We start from the raw sequence: 19,802 nt of genomic DNA, 5'->3' as shown, positions 1-19,802 counted from the left end.
ATACGATGAAAACTTTTACCACTGGCTGTATGAAATACGACGGCGAACACTTTTTGATTTTAGATCAAACCTTGTTACCGCATGAAACACAATGGCTGCCTTGTAACGATGTCACCACGTTGGTTGAGATCATTCAACGACTCGCCATTCGAGGTGCGCCCGCCATTGGCATATCCGCGTCCATTTTACTTGGACTGTTAGCAGAACAAGGTCGAACGAAAGAGCAGTTACTAGAATCCGCTGATGTATTGCGAGCAGCGCGTCCCACAGCAGTTAATCTGATGAACAACATTGATCAAATGAAACGTGCCATCATCAGCGGAGAATATCCGCAAGATGTTATCGCTGAAGCAGAAAAGTTGCTTGACGAAGACATCGAGCTCTGTGAACGCATGTCGTCCAATGGCGCAGCATTAATTCAATCCGGTGAAAAACTGCTTACGCATTGCAATACCGGTGGATTGGCCACTGCCGGGCTCGGTACCGCGTTGGGCGTTATCACCAAAGCGCATCAACAAAAGAAGAATGTTTTCGTCTGGGTCGATGAAACACGGCCTCTGTTGCAAGGGGGTCGACTCACCGCTTGGGAATGCGTTGAACGCGACATTCCACATAAAATTATCTGCGATAATATGGCGGCCATGTTGATGGCAAAAGGCGAAGTGGATCGTATTTTTGTTGGCAGTGATCGGATTGCAGCCAATGGTGATTTTGCTAACAAAATTGGCACTTACTCGCTCGCCGTGCTCGCGCATTATCATCAAATTCCTTTCTACGTCGTCGCGCCACAAACCACCGTAGACCCCGACTGCCCCGATGGTAGCGTGATCCCCATCGAAGAACGTGAAAACAAAGAAGTGAAAGGCGTAAGCGGTAGTTTTGGCCGTTGCCAATGGGCACCGGAAATGAGTGACGTATTTAACCCTGCGTTTGATGTGACTCCAGCGCATTTAGTGACGGGTTGGATTTTAAACACAGGTGTCTTTAGTCAAGAAGAGGTTATGAAAAACAACTGGTGGTTGGGATGAACAAAAACAGCGCGCTGTTGCGCGCTTTAAAATAAACTTTAAAAAAATGCCTTACTTTTTAATTTCGAAAAACTCCGTTAAAAATTGAACAATATCCGCAAAGCCGGACTTAACCAACGCGTAAATCGCATCAACATCCAGTGGTTGATATTCCATACCTGCGCCCCAGTTGGCGACAAAACAAATGGATGAATAGCCGATATCCAGCTCACGCGCCAAAACGGCTTCTGGCATCATGGTCATGCCTACCAAATGGCATCCATCACGTTGCATACGTTTAATTTCCGCGGCCGTTTCCAATCTCGGCCCCTGCATCACGCCATAAGTGCCGTAGCCAATCATGGAGCGTTTGGTTTTATTGGCTAGCTGGAGCAGCTCTCCACGTAAACTTTTCTCAAAGGGAAAACTGAAGTCAATATGCTTCATAGAACGAGTCACGCCGTCAAAGAAGGTCGGCTCACGCCCGTGTGTATAATCAATGATCTGATCCGGACAGACCCACGTGCCTGGCCCCATACTTTCGGACAAGCCTCCAACTGTATTTACGGCAATGATTTGTTCTACACCCAATTGTTTGAGTGCATCGATATTAGCTCGATAATTGATCAAATGGGGCGCAATGGAACTGTCGGTTCCGTGCCTTGCCAGAAAATACAAAGGATTTTTCGATGACGTAGACTTAAAAATGGGCGAAGACAGTTCGCCGTATTGAGACGTCACTTCAACTGAGTCGGTTAATGCTAATCCTGGGTATTGTCGTAAATCGCTGCCGCAAATAATGGCTGTGGTCGTCACTCGCACTTACTCTCTTTAAAAAACATTAACAGGAATTATCCATTGAAGCGATTACTGTGACAACCGAATCTATCAAAATTACCAAAGTTTGGTGAAATCACTCGCTACGACCTGTCTTCTCAATCGATAAAGCAGTTTAACTAGTTGTTTTTATTAATAATTAACCAATGGCTTAAAGTTTGCTTTATCAACCTAAGATATTTAAAACAATAGGAAAGTTATGCGACTAGTCAAAAAAACGCTGATTACACTGGTAGGCTTGGCCGTACTTTTAATTGGCATCGTGTTCATTGTTCTTCCCGGTCCTGCCGTTTTAATCATTCCTTTAGGACTGGCGTTATTGGCGACAGAATACCCACTTGCAGAAAAGTGGTTGAAAAAATTTCAGCAACAACTCAGCAAAAGTGCCCGCTGGGCAGACGCAAAGTGGCGATCGTTTAAAAGGCGCTAACATTTGTACATATGGCGTGGCCTCTTCTACACTGCAAAGAAAAAAGGCTGCGTCATGATCCGAAACTCGATAGTTTTAATCTCTTGTTTTATTGCGCCACTACTATTCGCAGAAAACTCACCACTACAACAGTGGCGTCAGGCCATCCATTCAGTATTACAAAAAGACGATCAACTGGGCCGAGTACGCAACCATCAACCAGAAACAATCCCAATCCATCAAGCCATTGAACTCTACGTTAATGAAATCAACCAGCTCAATTACTCAGCAACGCCTCTGGTTTTTGAACAACAATTCCGGCGGCATATATTGGCCTGGAAAAATAGTGTGACTTTTTTTAAACAATACGCCCATTTACGTGGTGAAATGCATGACTTGTTTGATCAAATCCGTGCAAAATCGCCAGAATTACTGGAACATGAAAAAGCCATCTGGACCACCTGGGCAAACATAGAAACCGTAAAATCGTTTTACCTGGGCGCCATTGCCGAAGCCGAATTTATATTTGCTTCCAATAAAACGGGTCATTCACAACTTTATCGATCTCGATTGGGCGAAAGCTGGACCAACCTTTCAAACTCCGATGCCAGCGATAACTGGCCAGTATTGAGTCCGGATGGAACCGTCATTGTCTTTCAAAGACAAATAAACAAAAAGTTCGATTTGTATCTAATGCAATTGAGCAATGGCCAATTAGAGCCACTTACGAGTCATTCCGATCACGACTATCTACCTTCCTTTAATCCAAAAACCGGACAGCTGCATTTTTTACGTTGGGATCGATTAGCTGATGGCGAAAGGAAAAACTTTTTTTACACATTGTCACTGCAGAACAGACAACCCAAACGCTGGATGGATACGTCGCCAGAAACATCAACACCAATCAGCTGGCACCCTCAAGGCAATCATTTTGTCGCAACCTTACGCTTTAGTCGCAAAGATCAACACGCTCAACTGTATCAATTGGATACTGAACGTTTTCAGCCTTCAGCGATTACCGCTATCAACGCATACAATGGCAGTGCACTGCACTCCTATAATGGCGATAAGTTGGCCTTTTATTCGTCTGACGATTCTCGTTCACGTATTGGCATTGTCAACCTCGAGAGTCATGCGATTCAATGGTTAACCGAAGAAGGCTATTATTGGTATCCGGTTTGGTATTTTAACGATCAGTGGCTGGCGGTGAATAAGTCCATCGATACCGATCATAAAAACACGGATATTGTGGTTATCAACATCGAAAACCTGGGCATCGAAATACCTTTGGTCGAATCAGAGCATCGCGAAGGTAAAATGATTTGGCTGCAGCTCTCTGATCATTAAGCAAGTGTCTACTTACCGTGACTAAGTTGAATTATATGAATAGAGGTTACAAATAGGCCTCCTATAATAGATATTTGCTCCAAGTGGTCACGCCAATTACCATTATACTTATAAGGCGATCCACTTAAAGCAGGAGGCGGCCATGTCCATGCCCAATCGGGTACATGAGTACCTTGAGCAACAAAAGATTCCTTATCAAGTAGTAAACCACCCACACAGCCAAAGTTCAGTCGGCTCAGCACTCGCGGCTAAAATTCCAATGAACCAGGTAGCTAAAGCCGTATTACTGGAAGACCATGAAGGTCGGCATATGATGGCTGTATTGCCCACCGACAGTAAAATCACACTGGGTCGATTAAATGACCTGTACAATGCCAGCTTTCAATTAATGCCGGAAGAAGAAATCAACAAACTGTTTTCAGACTGCCAATACGGAGCAATTCCACCGTTAGGTGATGCTTACAATGTGAATGTGGTATTTGAAGACGAGCTCCTGGCACAAGAAAAAGTCTATTTTGAAGCAGGTGATCATGAAACTTTAATCGAAGTGGATAAACGTTCATTCAATCAATTGTTTGATCGCTACCAACACGGCCATTTTAGTACCAAGTGGACCTATTAATTCTCGTTTATTGAAGCCAGAAGCAGAGCTTCTGGCTTTAAAACGCAAACCTCGCTCGTACATACAATTCTCTTGTTGGTCCGGGTAATGCTGCGTGATAACCATCGTAATAAGGTTGAACATAAGCAATGTCTTCATCGAGAGCATTAAATACGCCAAACTGAAGACTTAAGTTTTCATGAAATATTTGTTTTCTTATAACATTCATATTAAGTAAATTTATCGCTTCAAATTTTCCAGGAATCAAGTTATCGTCATCATCAACGGCAACGTAGCCATATTTACTGCCTTCTCGAATCAGCGAAGTATTGATTACCCATTGGTCGTTTAATTTATACGAAAAGTTTAATGTCAACTTATCGTCTGGAGCTCCAACTAAACGATCGTCATCAATAATGTTTCCATCAGGATCGGTAATCGCATACTGATCCACTTTATTATCGCTAACAATGTAAGTTGAATAGGTCGCGTTTAAGTAACCCCAGTCAGCTTTATACTTCGCTTCAACTTCAATACCTCGTGTCCCAACTTCATCATAATTACGATAAGCATCGGTTTCATCAAAAAAGTAAACAATCGGATCTTCTATAACAATATCAAATAAGTTGGCCGTCAGAAAAAAGTTACTTGTGACTTTATATCCATACTCTACCTCAAATACCGTCGTATTTTCTGGCTTTATTTCTGTACTATTGGGGTCATTAAAGTCCAATATATTTTGCACAACCGGAGTACGAAAGGCTTTACTCCAAAGCACTTTAATATGAGCATCACCCATTAACCGCGTATATCCCAACCTTGGTAAAAATGAACTTCCAGCGTCGCTATTGTCTTCAAACCGAGCGCCCACTGTCCAATTTCCAAAATCTGTGGCAAATAAACTTTGTGCAAATAATGCTTTACTGTGATATTTAAAGCCTACTGTTTTATCTTCGTCCTGATAATAACTAACACCGAATACCAGATTATCGGTATCGTTTAAATTGTATGAACCAACAACTTTTCCGGTGACTCTTTCAAGTTTTTCCTCGAAAAACTGACCACCATAAGAGTCTGGATCCAAATTTTCCAAATCAATGACCGCTTGTGAGTTGGAATACCAAGGCCTCTGTTTTTTCAACGTAACTTGAGGGGTTAACTCCAACGAATCACTTACACTGAACTTATATTTTACATCGACGAAATCCGAGTTGAACTTTTGCTCGATCGCATAAGGCGCATTGACAAAAAAGATATCTCGTTGCCATATGGTATAACGATCCGCTAAGTATCGCGCAGAGAAGCCAGAAACATTGACATTTAAATTGAGCATGTAAGAGTCGATATCGGAATTTCCATACATGCTGTAGGTATCACCATAAAAGTCTGACATGGCTCTTTCACTTCGAGCTCCTTCGGTATAAAAAACATTGCCACTAAAAGATCCGTTATCGAAATTTTTTCCCATCGCTAAACTCGCAGAATTGCGACTTGTCCCTTCTTTCATATTACCGACAAGAAGTGCCGCTTCCGTTTTCTTTAATGTTTCCGCACTCTTCGTAATAATCTTTATTACTCCCATTTCAGCAAAACCGCCATATATAGCAGAGCCCGGCCCCCTGATAAGCTCGATTCGCTCAATATTATCGACCGGAAAGTGATTCCCAAATTGTAGAGTCGCAAAGGAAAGCTCATTCATCTCCATATCATCAACCATCAGTGAGATTTTACCTTCGTGCGACCAGTTACCTCTAGCGACTATGCCTACTACACCTTGCACATCCATCGCAAACGATAAACCGGGCACCAATTGCAACACGTCAATCAAATCACGAGCGCCAGAATTTTCAATTTCTTCGCGCGTAATTAAAGTGACTATCCCCGGAGACTCTCGTACCGTCATTCCTTTCGCACCGGAAGCAACGGTAACTTTAATGTCCAATAAATCTTCTAGACTGATCGCTCCGATATCGTCATCGGAGGACGCATAAGAAAATGAGATGAAAATACTGGCAAGAATACATACGAATTTAGGTCGAATGCTTTGCATGTTAAATCCTTAGGCTCTACTTGGTTGTTAATTGCCACCAGATGCGACTTGACCAAAACACGCAGCGAAAAATGGCCTACAGCTTTGCGCTATCTGCATTTTTTTAGTAAGTGTAGACTCTATTTAGGAAAATAAAAGTTTATTGCTTAGCTATCAAAAGGTTAGCTAATTTTATTCACTCGAATTCAAACTCGAAATCCAATAATAACCGCCGATCCAGTCCTGGCGTCGGCGTCTGCCCACCTCGATGCGGTTGAGCGTAGTAAATCTCATCATCCAACAAGTTAGCGATTCCTATGCCAAAAGAAAATTGTGTTTGCCGTTTGAGATAATAAAGACTCAAATAAATTTCACTATCCAATTTTTGTGGTGTGCCGCAACTACCCTTATTCACACATCCAAATTCAAATTAAAGAGTTAGGAGTAATCCATACTCATCAGTTCATAGAATCTCTTTATACTTGCGCTGTAGAATGCCCCTTCCGATACTTGATAGGCAGGCAACAGCGAAAAGAAAAGTTCGATAAACTTTTAGCACAGACTGAAGGCCTACAATGGACAAGTAGACGTTGTGCTATTGTATAAATTTGAACGGACTTTAGAGCGGATTAAGGACATTTCACTTCCACCGACAGGACTCAATACTAAGTCTAGTCGGTGAAATGCGATTTATAAAATCAGACGCTCTAATGAATAATCTGGCAATAACTAATTGGTGGCTCATAACCATCTGCTCTAAGCTCAGGAAAAGATTCGACTAATAAATTGTATTCGCTTAAATTTCGAAACTTAAACCGGGACATTCGTCGTCTATGATAATCCTCAACGATTGCTCCAGTTTTTAAAAAATCGGCGATCATGCTTTCTTTATTAGCAACGGAGCATCGTTCATTTGAAATAACAAGAGCTAACGCGTCGGCTCCTTGTTCATTTTGCCTATAGGGATATCCATCTTTGAGTAAATGATTAACTAAATCAACATTACATCGTGCCGCAGCAAATTCGAGTAAGCTTTTGCCATTGTGTGCAGTTGGCGTAAAAGTAGCGCCAAGTTGAATCAGTGATTGATAATCATCAGAATTAAGCTGGCTAACCCAAATATGATCTTGCTCCATAGGAAAAATACCATGGCTAATTAAAGCGTTAATATTATCTCGGTAACCCCGAAAAACATTCCAAAAAAACATACCTTTCTCGTGCCGTGGCACATCATTACTTATCATTAGCCTAATTGCTTCCTCAATTTTTCCCTTATGCATTAAATTGCTGGCTTCACTTAAATATTTTGAATTTCCAACATGTGAGTAATGATTTGGTTTCATTCCTAATGTTTTTTCTGAAACAAAACAGTCCTGAAGTCCAGGCTCAACCTTTTTCAACCTTTCCTCGATTTCAATATCATTCATCCCGTCAGAGCCAAACTGCGTCAATAGCTGAATATAAGAAGTTCCATTTAACTTTTTAAAAATAGCTTTTCCAACTTCTTTACATTTTTGCAACTCCCTTTGTTCCAAACCTCCGCTTTCATAAAGAAAATGATTTCTAATTTCATTCAACTTTCGATAGGCATCGTTTTCTCGAACCAGATTTTCTAAATTCTCTTTATCTAAAGGTGTACTTAATTCAACACCTTTTTCACTAAGTCGCTCAGGTTTAAACCCATCTGCCAATACATAATCCCAATCGTTATACGCTCCTAACCGGTACCTACCATTTTCACTTTTTCTATATCGAAAAGCGTATCCCTTTGATATAAGTGAAGTTAAGATATAACGTTTATTATTGTCGCTAAGATCATGGTCACTGATCACAAGTTTTTCTAAAGGGTTGAGACCAACTCCAGAATAGCTAACTTTCCCATTTAATTTTATATAATGTCTAAATATTTCATCATTACCATACTTAATAATAGCATCAAGTAAGTTATGAGGTTCATACTTTCCGTCAAGTTTCATCTCTTCATTTACATCACTAACTAAGTCCATCGCTTTTATAATTAGTGAAGTATTCACGTCTTTCAACTTCATTAACTCATAAATATCTTCGTTGACCAAAGGGTAATCTTGAAGTGTGTTTTTTTCCTCATCTAACAAATTCAATTTTGACTTAATTCTTTCAAGACTGAATCCAAACCTTAGCTTACTTGCTAAGCTTTCATTCATCCCAATGTCTAATAAATTCTTCTGAAACTTTTTATTTCGTAATTCCTTGGCGTTGTTTTTTGATAATAAAGCGTTCAAATGGTCGTTAGCGATGTCACCATCAAAGATCATCGCTAATGCCAATGCCAAATCACTCAAGTCGTAATCAAGTCCATTGTTCATAACAAAATTAGCGATCTTTGCGTTTGACTGTAACTTTAACTTTCTATATTTAGACATTAAAGGTTTACAATGTTCATTAGCTTTTTCCAAAGGCTGTGTTATTACTTGTTGTGGTATTTGTAAGTCATCCCTACTACTCAATTCTTTTGCAATAGCCTTACTATTAGACTCTATACTTGCTTCTTGATGAGATTGACTTTCTCTATTCAGAAGCACGACCAACAAAACAAACGCGGCTATAGCCAATACAACAAATACAGACTTTCTCATTTTTATTCCTTATTTAGCTCATACTTCAATGTATAAATTTATCAATCACCTCCATAAGAGGTGATTAAAATTAGATAAAATGTGTAGCGTAACTTTAGTATGTGAAAACTACATATTCCGTCGATACTGTCCACCCACATCGTAAAGCGCACCGGAGATTTGTCCTAACGTACAGTATTTTGTAGCTTCCATAATTTGAGTAAAGATATTTTGATTATGCAACGCCGCGCTTTGCACATCCTGCAATGCATTCTTGACTTCCGATTCAAAACGCGTGTGTTGTTTAACCACGGTATTAATCTGATACTCGCGCTCTTCTTTGGTAGAACGAATGACTTCCTGAGGAATGGTGGTCGGCGAACCTTTCGAAGATAAGAAAGTATTCACACCAATGATCGGTAATTCACCAGTGTGCTTCAGTGTTTCGTAATACAAAGATTCTTCTTGAATTTTGGAACGCTGGTACATGGTTTCCATCGCACCCAACACACCACCCCGCTCAGAGATGCGTTCGAACTCCATTAACACTGCTTCTTCCACGAGATCGGTCAACTCTTCAATAATAAACGCACCTTGTAACGGGTTTTGATTCTTCGCCAGACCTAGTTCTCGATTAATTATGAGCTGAATTGCCATAGCACGACGCACAGATTCTTCCGTTGGTGTGGTTATGGCCTCGTCGTAAGCGTTCGTGTGTAATGAGTTACAGTTATCGTAAATAGCGTATAAGGCTTGCAACGTCGTACGAATATCATTGAAATCAATTTCTTGCGCGTGTAAAGAGCGTCCCGACGTTTGAATGTGATACTTCAACATTTGCGAACGTGCATCGGCTTTATATAAATGCTTGAGCGCTTTTGCCCAAATGCGACGTGCCACACGTCCCATAACGGCATATTCTGGATCCATTCCGTTCGAAAAGAAAAATGAAAAGTTCGGCGCAAACTTATTAATATCCATTCCACGCGCTAAGTAATACTCAATGAAAGTAAAGCCATTGGATAACGTAAACGCTAACTGTGAAATTGGATTCGCGCCGGCTTCTGCAATGTGGTAGCCCGATATAGATACCGAATAAAAATTACGCACATTGTGATTGATAAAATATTCTTGTACGTCGCCCATCAATCGCAGAGCAAATTCGGTTGAAAAAATACAGGTATTTTGGGCCTGGTCTTCTTTTAAAATATCTGCCTGAACGGTTCCACGTACCGCACTGAGGGTTTCGGCTTTTATTTTTTGATACACATCTGACGGTAAAACTTGATCGCCGGTAACGCCCAATAGCATTAACCCAAGTCCATCGTTACCTTCTGGCAATTCACCTTGATAAGTAGGCACCGGTTGTTCTTTCGTTTTATAAATCGCTTCGATCTTGGCTCGAACGTCTTTTTCTAACCCTTTTTCTTTAATGTATAACTCACATTGTTGATCGATCGCTGCATTCATAAAAAAACCGACTAATATGGGAGCTGGGCCATTAATCGTCATCGACACCGACGTTTTAGGATCGGCCAGATTAAAACCAGAATACAGCTTTTTTGCATCATCCAAACAACAAATCGAAACACCTGAATTACCAATTTTTCCGTAAATATCAGGACGAAAATCTGGGTCTTCTCCGTACAAAGTGACCGAATCGAATGCCGTCGATAAACGTTTCGCCGGCATTCCTAAAGAAACGTAATGAAAACGACGATTGGTACGCTCTGGGCCTCCTTCTCCTGCAAACATTCGCGTTGGATCTTCGCCTTCTCGCTTGAACGGAAACACGCCCGCCGTGTAAGGAAACTCACCCGGAAAGTTTTCCTGCAAGTTCCACTTTAAAATATCGCCCCAGCTTCGGTACTTGGGTACTGATATTTTCGGAATTTTATTTTGTGACAATGACAAGCTTTTGGTTTCAACTTTGATATCTTTACCACGCACCTGGTACACAAACTCATCGCTTTCGTATTGCGATTTCTTCTCGTCCCATTGCTCTAGTATTTTTTTATTTTGTCCGTCAAAATTTAACTCGACCTCGTTATAAACTTTCTGCAAACCAGCAACAACATCATTGCCTTCAGAATCCGCCATTTCATTTATGATTTGTATGGATTGATGCAAACCGTAAAGTTTATCCGCGAGCTCTGCCTGTTCGTTCACCCATTCATCGTACTTGCGATTATTTTCCGCTATTTCCGCTAGATAACGTGTACGCTTTGGCGGAATGATGTAAATCTTTTCCGACATTTCGTTAGGCAGTTCGAAACTTGTTTTAAGATCCACTCCGGTTTTTTCGACCAACTTATCCATAATGGCTTTATATAAACCGTTAGTACCCGGGTCATTAAACTGACTGGCGATGGTGCCATACACCGGCATGTTTTCAGCATCAATTTCAAACAACTGGTTGTTACGCTGATATTGTTTTTTCACATCGCGTAAGGCATCGAGTGCACCACGTTTATCAAATTTATTAATTGCCACAATATCGGCAAAATCGAGCATATCGATTTTTTCCAGCTGAGTCGCCGCACCGAATTCTGGCGTCATGACATACATGGATATATTTGAGTGTTCGACAATTTCCGTATCCGACTGGCCAATACCGGACGTTTCCAGAATAACCAAGTCAAAACCCGCCGCTTTAACGACATTGACGGCATCCTGAACGTGAGGCGATAACGCTAAATTCGATTGTCGTGTGGCCAATGATCGCATATACACTCGCTCATGATTGATCGCATTCATACGAATACGATCGCCCAACAACGCACCGCCTGTTTTGCGTTTTGAAGGATCGACGGAAATAATAGCGATGCTTTTGTCTTCAAAATCGAGCAGAAAACGACGCACTAATTCATCAACCAGCGACGATTTACCCGAGCCACCCGTCCCAGTGATTCCTAAAACAGGCGTATTGGATTGCTCCGCTTTTTGTTTAAGGCTTTCGAATAATTCGAGGTTATCCTGTCGATGATTTTCTGCCGCAGAAATTAACCGTGCTAGTGCAAAGTGATCACGGTTTTGCAGACGTTCCAGCTCATCCTTTATATTGGCGCCAGTTGTAAAGTCCGATCGAGAGACCAGATCATTGATCATGCCTTGCAAGCCTAATTCTCGACCATCATCGGGCGAGTACACCTTGGTAATACCGTATTGGTGTAATTCTTCAATTTCATCCGGCAGGATCACACCACCACCGCCCGCGAAAATTTTAATATGACCACAACCGCGTTCATTCAATAAATCGTACATGTATTTGAGATACTCGACATGTCCACCTTGATAGGACGTCATAGCTATGGCCTGGACATCTTCCTGAATCGCACAGTCGACAATTTCCTGCACCGAGCGATTATGCCCAAGATGGATCACTTCGCAGCCTGTCGCTTGAATGATCCGGCGCATAATATTGATTGCGGCATCGTGCCCGTCAAAAAGAGACGCTGCGGTCACGATGCGCACTTTGTGCTTCGATTGGTAAGGAACTGCTTTATCGGCCATAACCGTCACCACCTGTACTGAGTGTGTTTTAATATTGCGCTATAAAGATTTGAAAATTCGATTAAATGCAATCCATCGATTAATATTTAACCGAAGCGCATAATGTAAAAAGGTGGCAAATTTTACCATTGTTCGAAGGCAGATGAAAAAGATACGGCGTTAAGAAGGCCAAACCAGTGAAATAGGCACCAAGTGGTCCGACCAAATAAGAAAAAGGAAGAACTTAGATAACTTTTTGATGGAACAAGCAGCTACAACAATTAGGTACCTTGCGGTCAGTGTTGATGGGCTTCTTCTTCTTGGGTTAGCTCCGATATTTTTGTTAACTTATCGTCTACTAACAAAGGTGCTTTCACACCAACCGATTCTCGAGTAATACCATCAACAATGGCGCTTTGCTTATCAACGGTTTCCCGTAAATGAGCCAGAATTTGTTCAAAAGAATTAAATATTTTTTCGCCCGCATCTAATAGGTGCAAGGAATCTTCGACTGCGTCATCCACGTATTGGATGATTTGTTCTTCCTGGTCATATTCTAATCCAAGCTTTTGAACGAAAGCATGCAGCTCGTAAACCATTTGGTGTAATCGTTTACCGGCACTTTGTTGGTTATCACCTAAAGAGTTTGTTAATGTGCCCATGGTTGCTTGAATCACTTCAAACGATTGAATCAGTTCTTGCGCTTGCAACAGTATATTCTCTTGACTTTCAATCTCCGACAGCCTCGAATTAAGGCAACCGGTAATAGCAATCAGAATTTCTTTCGCTCGCTCGTAATTTTCTGTGGCTTGTTCTGGCATATTTTTAACTAACACAGAAACATGCGGATAATTAATTTGAGTACGATTGTGAAAATCGTAAACTTGCCCTTTTTCTTTAATAATAATTAATAATTCCTGCTCAATTGGTTTGATCGTCCCTTCAAAAGAGAAAAACCGTTTGGCTCCCCCTACTTCCGTTGAAATAACACTTTTTAAGCCAAGATCTTTGAGCACATCGAATGCGGCTTCAATCAAGCCGTCAACCGTATGAATGGAAAAAGAATCATCAACAAATTGGACTGCTTTTCCGAGCTCACTGCTTGTCGATAATGCAGAGTGTGCTTTTTGTTTTGCCCTTTTCAACTCCGATGCCATTGCTTGCTTCAAACGTTTTCGTTCGCTCAGTACATTGACTTTAGAAAGGAGTTCGTCGGGATTGAGTGGCTTGCCAATAAAATCGTCGGCTCCGGAATTGAACGCCTTAATACGAGTATCCAAATCAGTGCTGCCAGAAACAAAAATAACAGAGGTGTGGTTCAGTGCACCTTTTTCTTCCAATTGACGACATACTTCAAACCCATCGATATCGGGTAACCCCACATCCAGTAAAACGACATCGGGATTTCGATCTTCAAAATACTTAAAAACTTCTTGACCGCTACCAATAGATTCCACCGAATAAAACTCACACAGCATGCGCTCATGTGCCATTCGAACCATAGGATCATCATCAACAACCAGAATCTTGGAAACATCCGTGAGAGAGTATTTGTGCATGCGAAACCTCTGGCTATTACGCTTAGAATTGTTCAATAATCATAGCTAAGCTTAAAGCCTCCAAGCAGGAAAATCTTTACTATTACAAGCAACTGAGGATCAATTCATCTATGGATGACATGAAAGGTAGCGGATCTCTGTAGCAATATTCAGCTATTCGCTCTTGAGCTTTCGTTTAGCCAATTTCTTTTCTGCTCGACGTCGTCGGAAAAATTCAGAAAGTAAATGGCTACAAGTTTCAGCGAAGAGTCCAGACTCAACTTCAATAAAGTGATTATGGTGTGTATTTTGTAGCAGTGAAAAGACGGAGCCCGCAGCACCCGTTTTCGAATCGATCGCTCCAAATACCACTCGCTTAACACGAGCATGAACTAAAGCCATTGCACACATTGCGCAAGGTTCAAGTGTTACATAAACCGTGGTATCTACGAGCCGATAATTGTTTAATTGTTTACCCGCGTTGCGTATCGCTACCACTTCGGCATGCGCACAAGGGTCACATTGTGCAATTGGCTGATTGAACCCTTCACCGATGATATGTCCATCTTTCACAATCACAGCGCCAACTGGCACTTCATTCAACGCTTCTGCTTGTTTTGCGAGTTCAATGGCGTGGAGCATAAAACGACGATCATCATCAGAAAAGATTTCCGATGTTGCTTCACGTTTAAACTTTTTTAAGAATGACTTGATTGACCACATTAAGAGTAAAGTCTGATTTTTCGCAGAGTGAATGAGTGCAAGCGTAAACCGACGGGTATTCAAAACAGGATGGCTGATTGCGCTATCGATCATCCACCCTTGGTTAATTTCGCTTGCACCTCGAAACGGCTCTTCGTTCCCTTGCTATTCCCACTCAATCGTCGCTGGCGGCTTACTGGATATATCGTAAGTGACTCGAGAAATTCCATCAATTTCATTGATGATACGATTAGAAACATGCTCTAAAAACTCGTATGGCAAATGCGCCCATCGAGCGGTCATAAAATCAATGGTTTCTACGGCGCGCAGTGACACAACATAATCGTATTTTCGAGCATCCCCCATAACGCCGACTGACTTAACGGGCAAAAACACCGTAAAAGCTTGTGACGTTTTATGGTAAAGATCGTGTTTGTACAATTCTTCGATATAAATGGCATCAGCTCGCCGTAATAAATCTGCGTACTCTTTTTTCACTTCACCTAAAATTCTTACCCCTAACCCTGGACCAGGGAAAGGATGTCGATACAACATGTCGTAGGGCAAACCCAACTCCAACCCTATTTTACGCACTTCATCTTTAAAAAGTTCGCGTAACGGTTCGACCAGCTTCAGTGCCATATCTTCTGGCAAACCACCGACGTTATGATGTGACTTAATGACGTGCGCTTTGCCCGTTTTCGCACCAGCAGATTCAATGACATCAGGATAAATCGTTCCTTGTGCGAGCCATTTTGCATTTTTTAATTTTCTCGCTTCTTCTTCAAAGACTTCGACAAACACTCGTCCGATGATTTTTCGCTTATCTTCGGGATCGTTTACACCTTCCAACTCCGATAAAAACCGATCTTCTGCATCAACTTTAATGACGTTTAGTCCCATGTGCTTGCTGAACATCGCCATCACCTGATCGGCTTCGTTTAATCGCAATAATCCATTATCCACAAAAACACAAATCAAGTTTTTACCTATGGCTTGATGCAACAAAGCGGCCGTAACTGAAGAGTCAACCCCACCCGATAACCCAAGTATGACTTCATCATCACCAACCTGTTGCTTTATATGCTCTACGGCATCTTCGATAATGTTGCCCGAAGTCCAAAGCGCTTCACAACCACAAATGCCCAAAACGAAACGCTCTAACAACCGACCGCCTTGTCGTGTATGGGTGACTTCAGGATGAAACTGCACACCATAAAAGTGCTTATCTTCGTTTGCCATTGCCGCAAATGGCGCATTACTGCTGGCACCTATGCATGTAAAGCCCGGAGGTAATGAAGTGACTTTATCACCGTGACTCATCCAAACATCCAACAAAAAATCGCCTTTATCATCCGCGTGATCTTCGATGCCGCGAAACAGTTCTGATTCGCCGACGTGCTTGACTTGTGCATAACCAAACTCACGCTCCGTAGACCCCGACACTTGCCCTCCGAGCTGCGCTGCCATGGTTTGCATACCGTAGCAAATACCCAATACGGGTACGTTTAACTCGAATACAACATCGGATGCACGAGGCGTTGTCGCTTCAGTAACACTTTCTGGGCCGCCCGAAAGAATGATGCCTTGAGGATTAAACTCGCGGATCGCTTCTTCACTCAAATCAAAGGGATACAATTCACAATAAACACCGATTTCACGCACACGACGCGCAATGAGTTGCGTATATTGTGAGCCAAAGTCCAAAATCAAAATTCGACTGGAATGAATGTCTTTTGACATAAGCGATACCTTTGGTTGTCTCCTGAACTCAAGAGAATGTGACTGCTTGTGTAGTTAAATCGATGTAGTAAACAAAAAGCCGAAGCACTCGCTTCGGCTTAGTATAGTTAAGAGCGGTAACCGTTACTTACCGATCTGATAGTTCGGCGCCTCTTTGGTGATCTGTACGTCGTGCACATGCGACTCATTCATTCCGGCAGCCGTGACTTTAACAAACTTGGCTTTTTCTCGTACTTCGGCCACGGATTTACAGCCGGTTAATCCCATGGAGCTTCGAAGACCACCCATCATTTGATGAATAATGGCAACGAGTGAACCTTTGTAAGGGACACGGCCTTCGATGCCTTCTGGAACCAATTTATCGGCCGCATTGGACATTTGGAAATAACGATCACTGGATCCTTGCTTTTGCGCCATGGCACCTAAGGATCCCATACCACGATAAGATTTATAGGAGCGCCCCTGATAGAGCTCAACTTCTCCCGGCGCTTCTTCGGTACCCGCGAGCATACTTCCTACCATAACTACGAAAGCACCGGCAGCAAACGCCTTACACATATCGCCTGAATAACGAATACCACCATCGGCAATCAAAGGAACACCGGTGCCTTTTAAAGCTTCGGCCACGTTGGCAACCGCGGTAATTTGAGGGACACCCACACCGGTTACGATGCGTGTGGTACAAATGGAACCAGGACCGATACCCACTTTTACACCGTCAGCGCCAGCTTCTACCAATGCTAAAGCGCCTTCGGCAGTCGCAATGTTTCCACCAATGACCTGAATATTAGGGTAAGTTTGCTTAACCCATTTCACACGATCCAATACGCCTTGAGAGTGCCCGTGCGAGGTATCAACTAAAATGACATCGACACCAGCAGCAACTAATGCAGCAACCCGCTCGTCCGTTTCAGGCCCAGTGCCAACAGCCGCGCCAACTCGCAAATGCCCGTAACTGTCTTTACTGGCATTGGGTTTGTCTTCGGCTTTTTGAATGTCTTTAACGGTGATCAAGCCTTTTAGATGAAAGGCATCATCGACCATGAGTACTTTTTCGATGCGATGCTTGTGCATTAATGACAGAACTTCTTCAGTCTCGGCACCCTCTTTAACCGTAACTAAACGCTCTTTTGGTGTCATTACGGTAGAAATGGGTCGATCAAGATGCGTTTCAAAACGTACGTCTCGGCTGGTTACTATGCCCACCAGCTCTTGCCCAACCACCACAGGAACACCAGAAATCCCATTTTCTGCAGTAATCCGTTTAAGTTCCGCAATGGTTAAATCGGGAGTGACAGTAATGGGATCGTTCACGACACCACTTTCAAACTTTTTAACCTTGCGAACTTCGCTCGCCTGTTGCTCAATGGTCATGTTTTTGTGTATAAAGCCCATGCCACCTTCCTGAGCCAAGGCGATAGCAAGCCGACCTTCGGTAACGGTGTCCATGGCTGCGGACACAAGAGGAATATTTAGATTTATTTCGCGGGTAAGTTGAGTTTCCAGTTCAGCCAGATGCGGCAATACGGTAGAATGCGCGGGAACCAATAAAACATCGTCGAAAGTAAGAGCTTCCTGAATAATTCGCATAATAAAAAACACCTTGCGGTCGGTTGGAAAACCAAAGCGGGATTATAACATTCATCAAGATTTTAGAACAATGGCTGGTAATCGCTGTTTTTTTGATATTTCAATATTTTGTTGCGGATTAAAGGATTTCGAGGGTTCAAATCGCAGTATTCCACATGGTTTCATTGAGAAAAGCGTATTTAACGAAACAAAAGCACCACCTTTTTACAATAAAAGTACTGCAAGCTCAAAGAGTTAGATCTGCAAACGCTGAAAGACTGCCACTTTCTGCCCTAACCCAAATAAAGCCCGGTTAACTATGCTTAAACCTGTTTTAAAACCGCGAAAACCCAACCCACCTCAATACCTCTCGGTTACCGAATTAAATCGTAAAATCAAAGGGTTATTAGAACAAAGTGTTGGCCAATTGCTTATCCAAGGTGAAATCAGTAATTTTATCGCCGCGGCTTCCGGCCACTGGTACTTCACGTTAAAAGATGAACAGGCCCAAGTAAAATGCACCATGTGGCGTGGACGCAACCAGTTACTCAAAATACGTCCAGAAAATGGCATGCAAGTGTACCTACGTGCCAAAGTCACCCTTTATGAAGCGCGTGGAGACTATCAACTCGCCGTAGACTTTATGGAACTCGCTGGCGTTGGAAATCTGCAGTTGCAATTTGAGCAACTCAAAGAAAAGTTAAGTGCAGCCGGGCTATTTGATGTAGCGCGCAAAAAAACGATTCCTGTTCGTCCAACTCGTGTTGGTGTGATCACCTCGCCAACAGGCGCTGCAATCCGTGACGTGGTCACGGTGATGCGTCGCCGCTTCCCACTAACAGAAATAATAATTTACCCGTGTCAGGTGCAAGGCAAAATCGCACATTTAGATATCATTAAAGCTCTTTCACTTGCCAATCAACGAAAAGAGGTGGATGTGCTACTGCTCACTCGGGGTGGTGGCTCGATGGAAGATCTCTGGTGTTTTAATGAAGAAGTTTTAGCCCACGCGATTGCTGACAGTGAACTGCCCGTTATCTCTGCCGTAGGTCATGAAATTGATTTTACAATAAGCGACTTTGTCGCTGACTTGAGAGCAGCAACACCGTCCGCTGCAGCTGAGTTACTGACCGCGGATCAACGTGAGTTAAATCAATATCTCGACGGATTGCAGCTGGCTTTACAACAAAAACTGCTACAACACATTGAGTCTTTACAGGCGCATTTACGACTGCTCGTACTGCAACTGACCGACCCTGAGCCGTTACTCGAATCGTTTCAATTTCAACTCAACCAATTAACGAAACAATCGTTGCATAGCCTGAAGGAATTGTTATCTACCCAGTCGCACAAACTCCTGCAATTGCAACTTAAACTGTCTCAACGGCACCCGGAAAAAGAGTTGCAACAACTGAATCAGAAAAACCAGACATTGAATGAACGGCTGGTACGTTCGGTACAGGTATTATTGCAAAATAAGCAACAACAATTGGCTTTACCTGCGGGTCGTTTGAACGCCGTCAGTCCATTAAACACGTTAAGCCGCGGCTATTCCATTACCTTTCACAATGATGAACTCTTACGTTCCGCAACCAACGTTAAGGTAGGGGACAAGTTAAAAACCCGCTTAAAAGATGGCGAAGTCGAAAGCCAAGTGACTCACCTCGCAACCTCAAAATAACTTGCGCAACGCAACAGAGTACGGATCGACAGAACAATTAGCTTGGTTTAAAACAGTTGTTTAAAACCAAATCCATTCCTTTTATTTCACAACGGCTTTAGAAGCACTTTTCAACTCACTGGTAATACCACAGCTGTTTTAAACGCTAAGCCCATCTCAGTCCAAAAGCAAATTATGCTTTCAAAGTCTTTTATTTATGCTATTTCAAACTGGTCCGATCATTACCATAGAAAAACGTTTGCTTACCTCACAT

Annotated in this window: 14 protein-coding genes; 5 read left to right on the top strand and 9 right to left on the bottom strand. The window is 42.4% G+C overall.

Annotated elements, in window-relative coordinates; genetic code table 11:
* Positions 1-5: 5 nt before the first annotated feature.
* Complete coding sequence (mtnA, locus tag ACTUJY_RS05510; RefSeq protein ID WP_463615062.1) at positions 6-1,028, top strand: S-methyl-5-thioribose-1-phosphate isomerase; 1,023 nt, start codon at positions 6-8, stop codon at positions 1,026-1,028.
* Between the two features lie 51 nt (positions 1,029-1,079).
* Here the strand turns inward: mtnA and ACTUJY_RS05505 are convergent, their stop codons facing one another.
* Positions 1,080-1,829: an S-methyl-5'-thioinosine phosphorylase gene (locus ACTUJY_RS05505; protein WP_463615061.1), complete on the bottom strand. Its 750-nt coding sequence runs from the start codon at positions 1,827-1,829 to the stop codon at positions 1,080-1,082.
* 214 nt (positions 1,830-2,043) lie between these two features.
* Between ACTUJY_RS05505 and ACTUJY_RS05500 the strand changes: the two genes are divergently transcribed.
* The 3 genes from ACTUJY_RS05500 (at position 2,044) to ACTUJY_RS05490 (ending at position 4,222) form a co-directional block, all read left to right on the top strand.
* Positions 2,044-2,274 carry a PGPGW domain-containing protein gene (locus ACTUJY_RS05500; protein ID WP_463615060.1) on the top strand — a complete coding sequence of 77 codons (231 nt, stop codon included), beginning with the start codon at positions 2,044-2,046 and terminating at the stop codon, positions 2,272-2,274.
* A 54-nt stretch (positions 2,275-2,328) separates the two neighbouring features.
* The gene (locus ACTUJY_RS05495) at positions 2,329-3,600 is read left to right on the top strand and encodes a TolB family protein (protein ID WP_463615059.1); all 1,272 of its coding nucleotides are present in this window, start codon (positions 2,329-2,331) and stop codon (positions 3,598-3,600) included.
* Positions 3,601-3,742: 142 nt separating this feature from the next.
* Entirely contained in the window at positions 3,743-4,222 is a 480-nt protein-coding gene (locus tag ACTUJY_RS05490; protein WP_463615058.1) for an aminoacyl-tRNA deacylase, read from the top strand.
* A 37-nt stretch (positions 4,223-4,259) separates the two neighbouring features.
* Here the strand turns inward: ACTUJY_RS05490 and ACTUJY_RS05485 are convergent, their stop codons facing one another.
* The 8 genes from ACTUJY_RS05485 to guaB form a co-directional block, all read right to left on the bottom strand.
* Entirely contained in the window at positions 4,260-6,251 is a 1,992-nt protein-coding gene (locus ACTUJY_RS05485) for a TonB-dependent receptor plug domain-containing protein (RefSeq protein ID WP_463615057.1), read from the bottom strand.
* A 175-nt stretch (positions 6,252-6,426) separates the two neighbouring features.
* Complete coding sequence (locus ACTUJY_RS05480) at positions 6,427-6,645, bottom strand: hypothetical protein (protein WP_463615056.1); 219 nt, start codon at positions 6,643-6,645, stop codon at positions 6,427-6,429.
* Between the two features lie 292 nt (positions 6,646-6,937).
* The gene (locus ACTUJY_RS05475) at positions 6,938-8,845 is read right to left on the bottom strand and encodes a regulatory protein RecX (protein WP_463615055.1); all 1,908 of its coding nucleotides are present in this window, start codon (positions 8,843-8,845) and stop codon (positions 6,938-6,940) included.
* Between the two features lie 108 nt (positions 8,846-8,953).
* Positions 8,954-12,337, bottom strand: coding sequence for a methylmalonyl-CoA mutase family protein (locus ACTUJY_RS05470; protein ID WP_463615054.1), 3,384 nt, complete (start codon positions 12,335-12,337; stop codon positions 8,954-8,956).
* Positions 12,338-12,612: 275 nt separating this feature from the next.
* Positions 12,613-13,875, bottom strand: a complete 1,263-nt coding sequence (locus tag ACTUJY_RS05465) for a response regulator (protein ID WP_463615053.1) — start codon at positions 13,873-13,875, stop codon at positions 12,613-12,615.
* Between the two features lie 153 nt (positions 13,876-14,028).
* A complete protein-coding gene (gene tadA / locus ACTUJY_RS05460; protein WP_463615052.1) occupies positions 14,029-14,670 on the bottom strand; it encodes a tRNA adenosine(34) deaminase TadA in 642 nt (213 codons plus the stop codon).
* A gap of 51 nt (positions 14,671-14,721) precedes the next feature.
* Positions 14,722-16,299, bottom strand: a complete 1,578-nt coding sequence (gene guaA / locus ACTUJY_RS05455; protein ID WP_463615051.1) for a glutamine-hydrolyzing GMP synthase — start codon at positions 16,297-16,299, stop codon at positions 14,722-14,724.
* Between the two features lie 123 nt (positions 16,300-16,422).
* Complete coding sequence (guaB, locus tag ACTUJY_RS05450; RefSeq protein WP_463615131.1) at positions 16,423-17,892, bottom strand: IMP dehydrogenase; 1,470 nt, start codon at positions 17,890-17,892, stop codon at positions 16,423-16,425.
* Positions 17,893-18,187: 295 nt separating this feature from the next.
* Here guaB and xseA point away from each other — a divergent pair, with 295 nt between their 5' ends.
* Positions 18,188-19,549, top strand: coding sequence for an exodeoxyribonuclease VII large subunit (gene xseA / locus ACTUJY_RS05445; protein WP_463615050.1), 1,362 nt, complete (start codon positions 18,188-18,190; stop codon positions 19,547-19,549).
* Positions 19,550-19,802: the final 253 nt, after the last annotated feature.

Source organism: Pleionea sp. WD8-19, from assembly GCF_055326765.1.
The sequence above is the reverse complement of the archived record's forward strand: the minus strand, read 5'-3'. Positions and strand labels throughout refer to the sequence as shown.

Coding starts and splice junctions, on each gene's coding strand:
- mtnA (WP_463615062.1), top strand. CDS start 6: ATGAAAACTTTTACCACTGGCTGTATGAAATACGACGGCGAACACTTT.
- ACTUJY_RS05500 (WP_463615060.1), top strand. CDS start 2,044: ATGCGACTAGTCAAAAAAACGCTGATTACACTGGTAGGCTTGGCCGTA.
- ACTUJY_RS05495 (WP_463615059.1), top strand. CDS start 2,329: ATGATCCGAAACTCGATAGTTTTAATCTCTTGTTTTATTGCGCCACTA.
- ACTUJY_RS05490 (WP_463615058.1), top strand. CDS start 3,743: ATGTCCATGCCCAATCGGGTACATGAGTACCTTGAGCAACAAAAGATT.
- ACTUJY_RS05485 (WP_463615057.1), bottom strand. CDS start 6,251: ATGCAAAGCATTCGACCTAAATTCGTATGTATTCTTGCCAGTATTTTC.
- ACTUJY_RS05475 (WP_463615055.1), bottom strand. CDS start 8,845: ATGAGAAAGTCTGTATTTGTTGTATTGGCTATAGCCGCGTTTGTTTTG.
- ACTUJY_RS05470 (WP_463615054.1), bottom strand. CDS start 12,337: ATGGCCGATAAAGCAGTTCCTTACCAATCGAAGCACAAAGTGCGCATC.
- ACTUJY_RS05465 (WP_463615053.1), bottom strand. CDS start 13,875: ATGCACAAATACTCTCTCACGGATGTTTCCAAGATTCTGGTTGTTGAT.
- tadA (WP_463615052.1), bottom strand. CDS start 14,670: ATGATCGATAGCGCAATCAGCCATCCTGTTTTGAATACCCGTCGGTTT.
- guaA (WP_463615051.1), bottom strand. CDS start 16,299: ATGTCAAAAGACATTCATTCCAGTCGAATTTTGATTTTGGACTTTGGC.
- xseA (WP_463615050.1), top strand. CDS start 18,188: ATGCTTAAACCTGTTTTAAAACCGCGAAAACCCAACCCACCTCAATAC.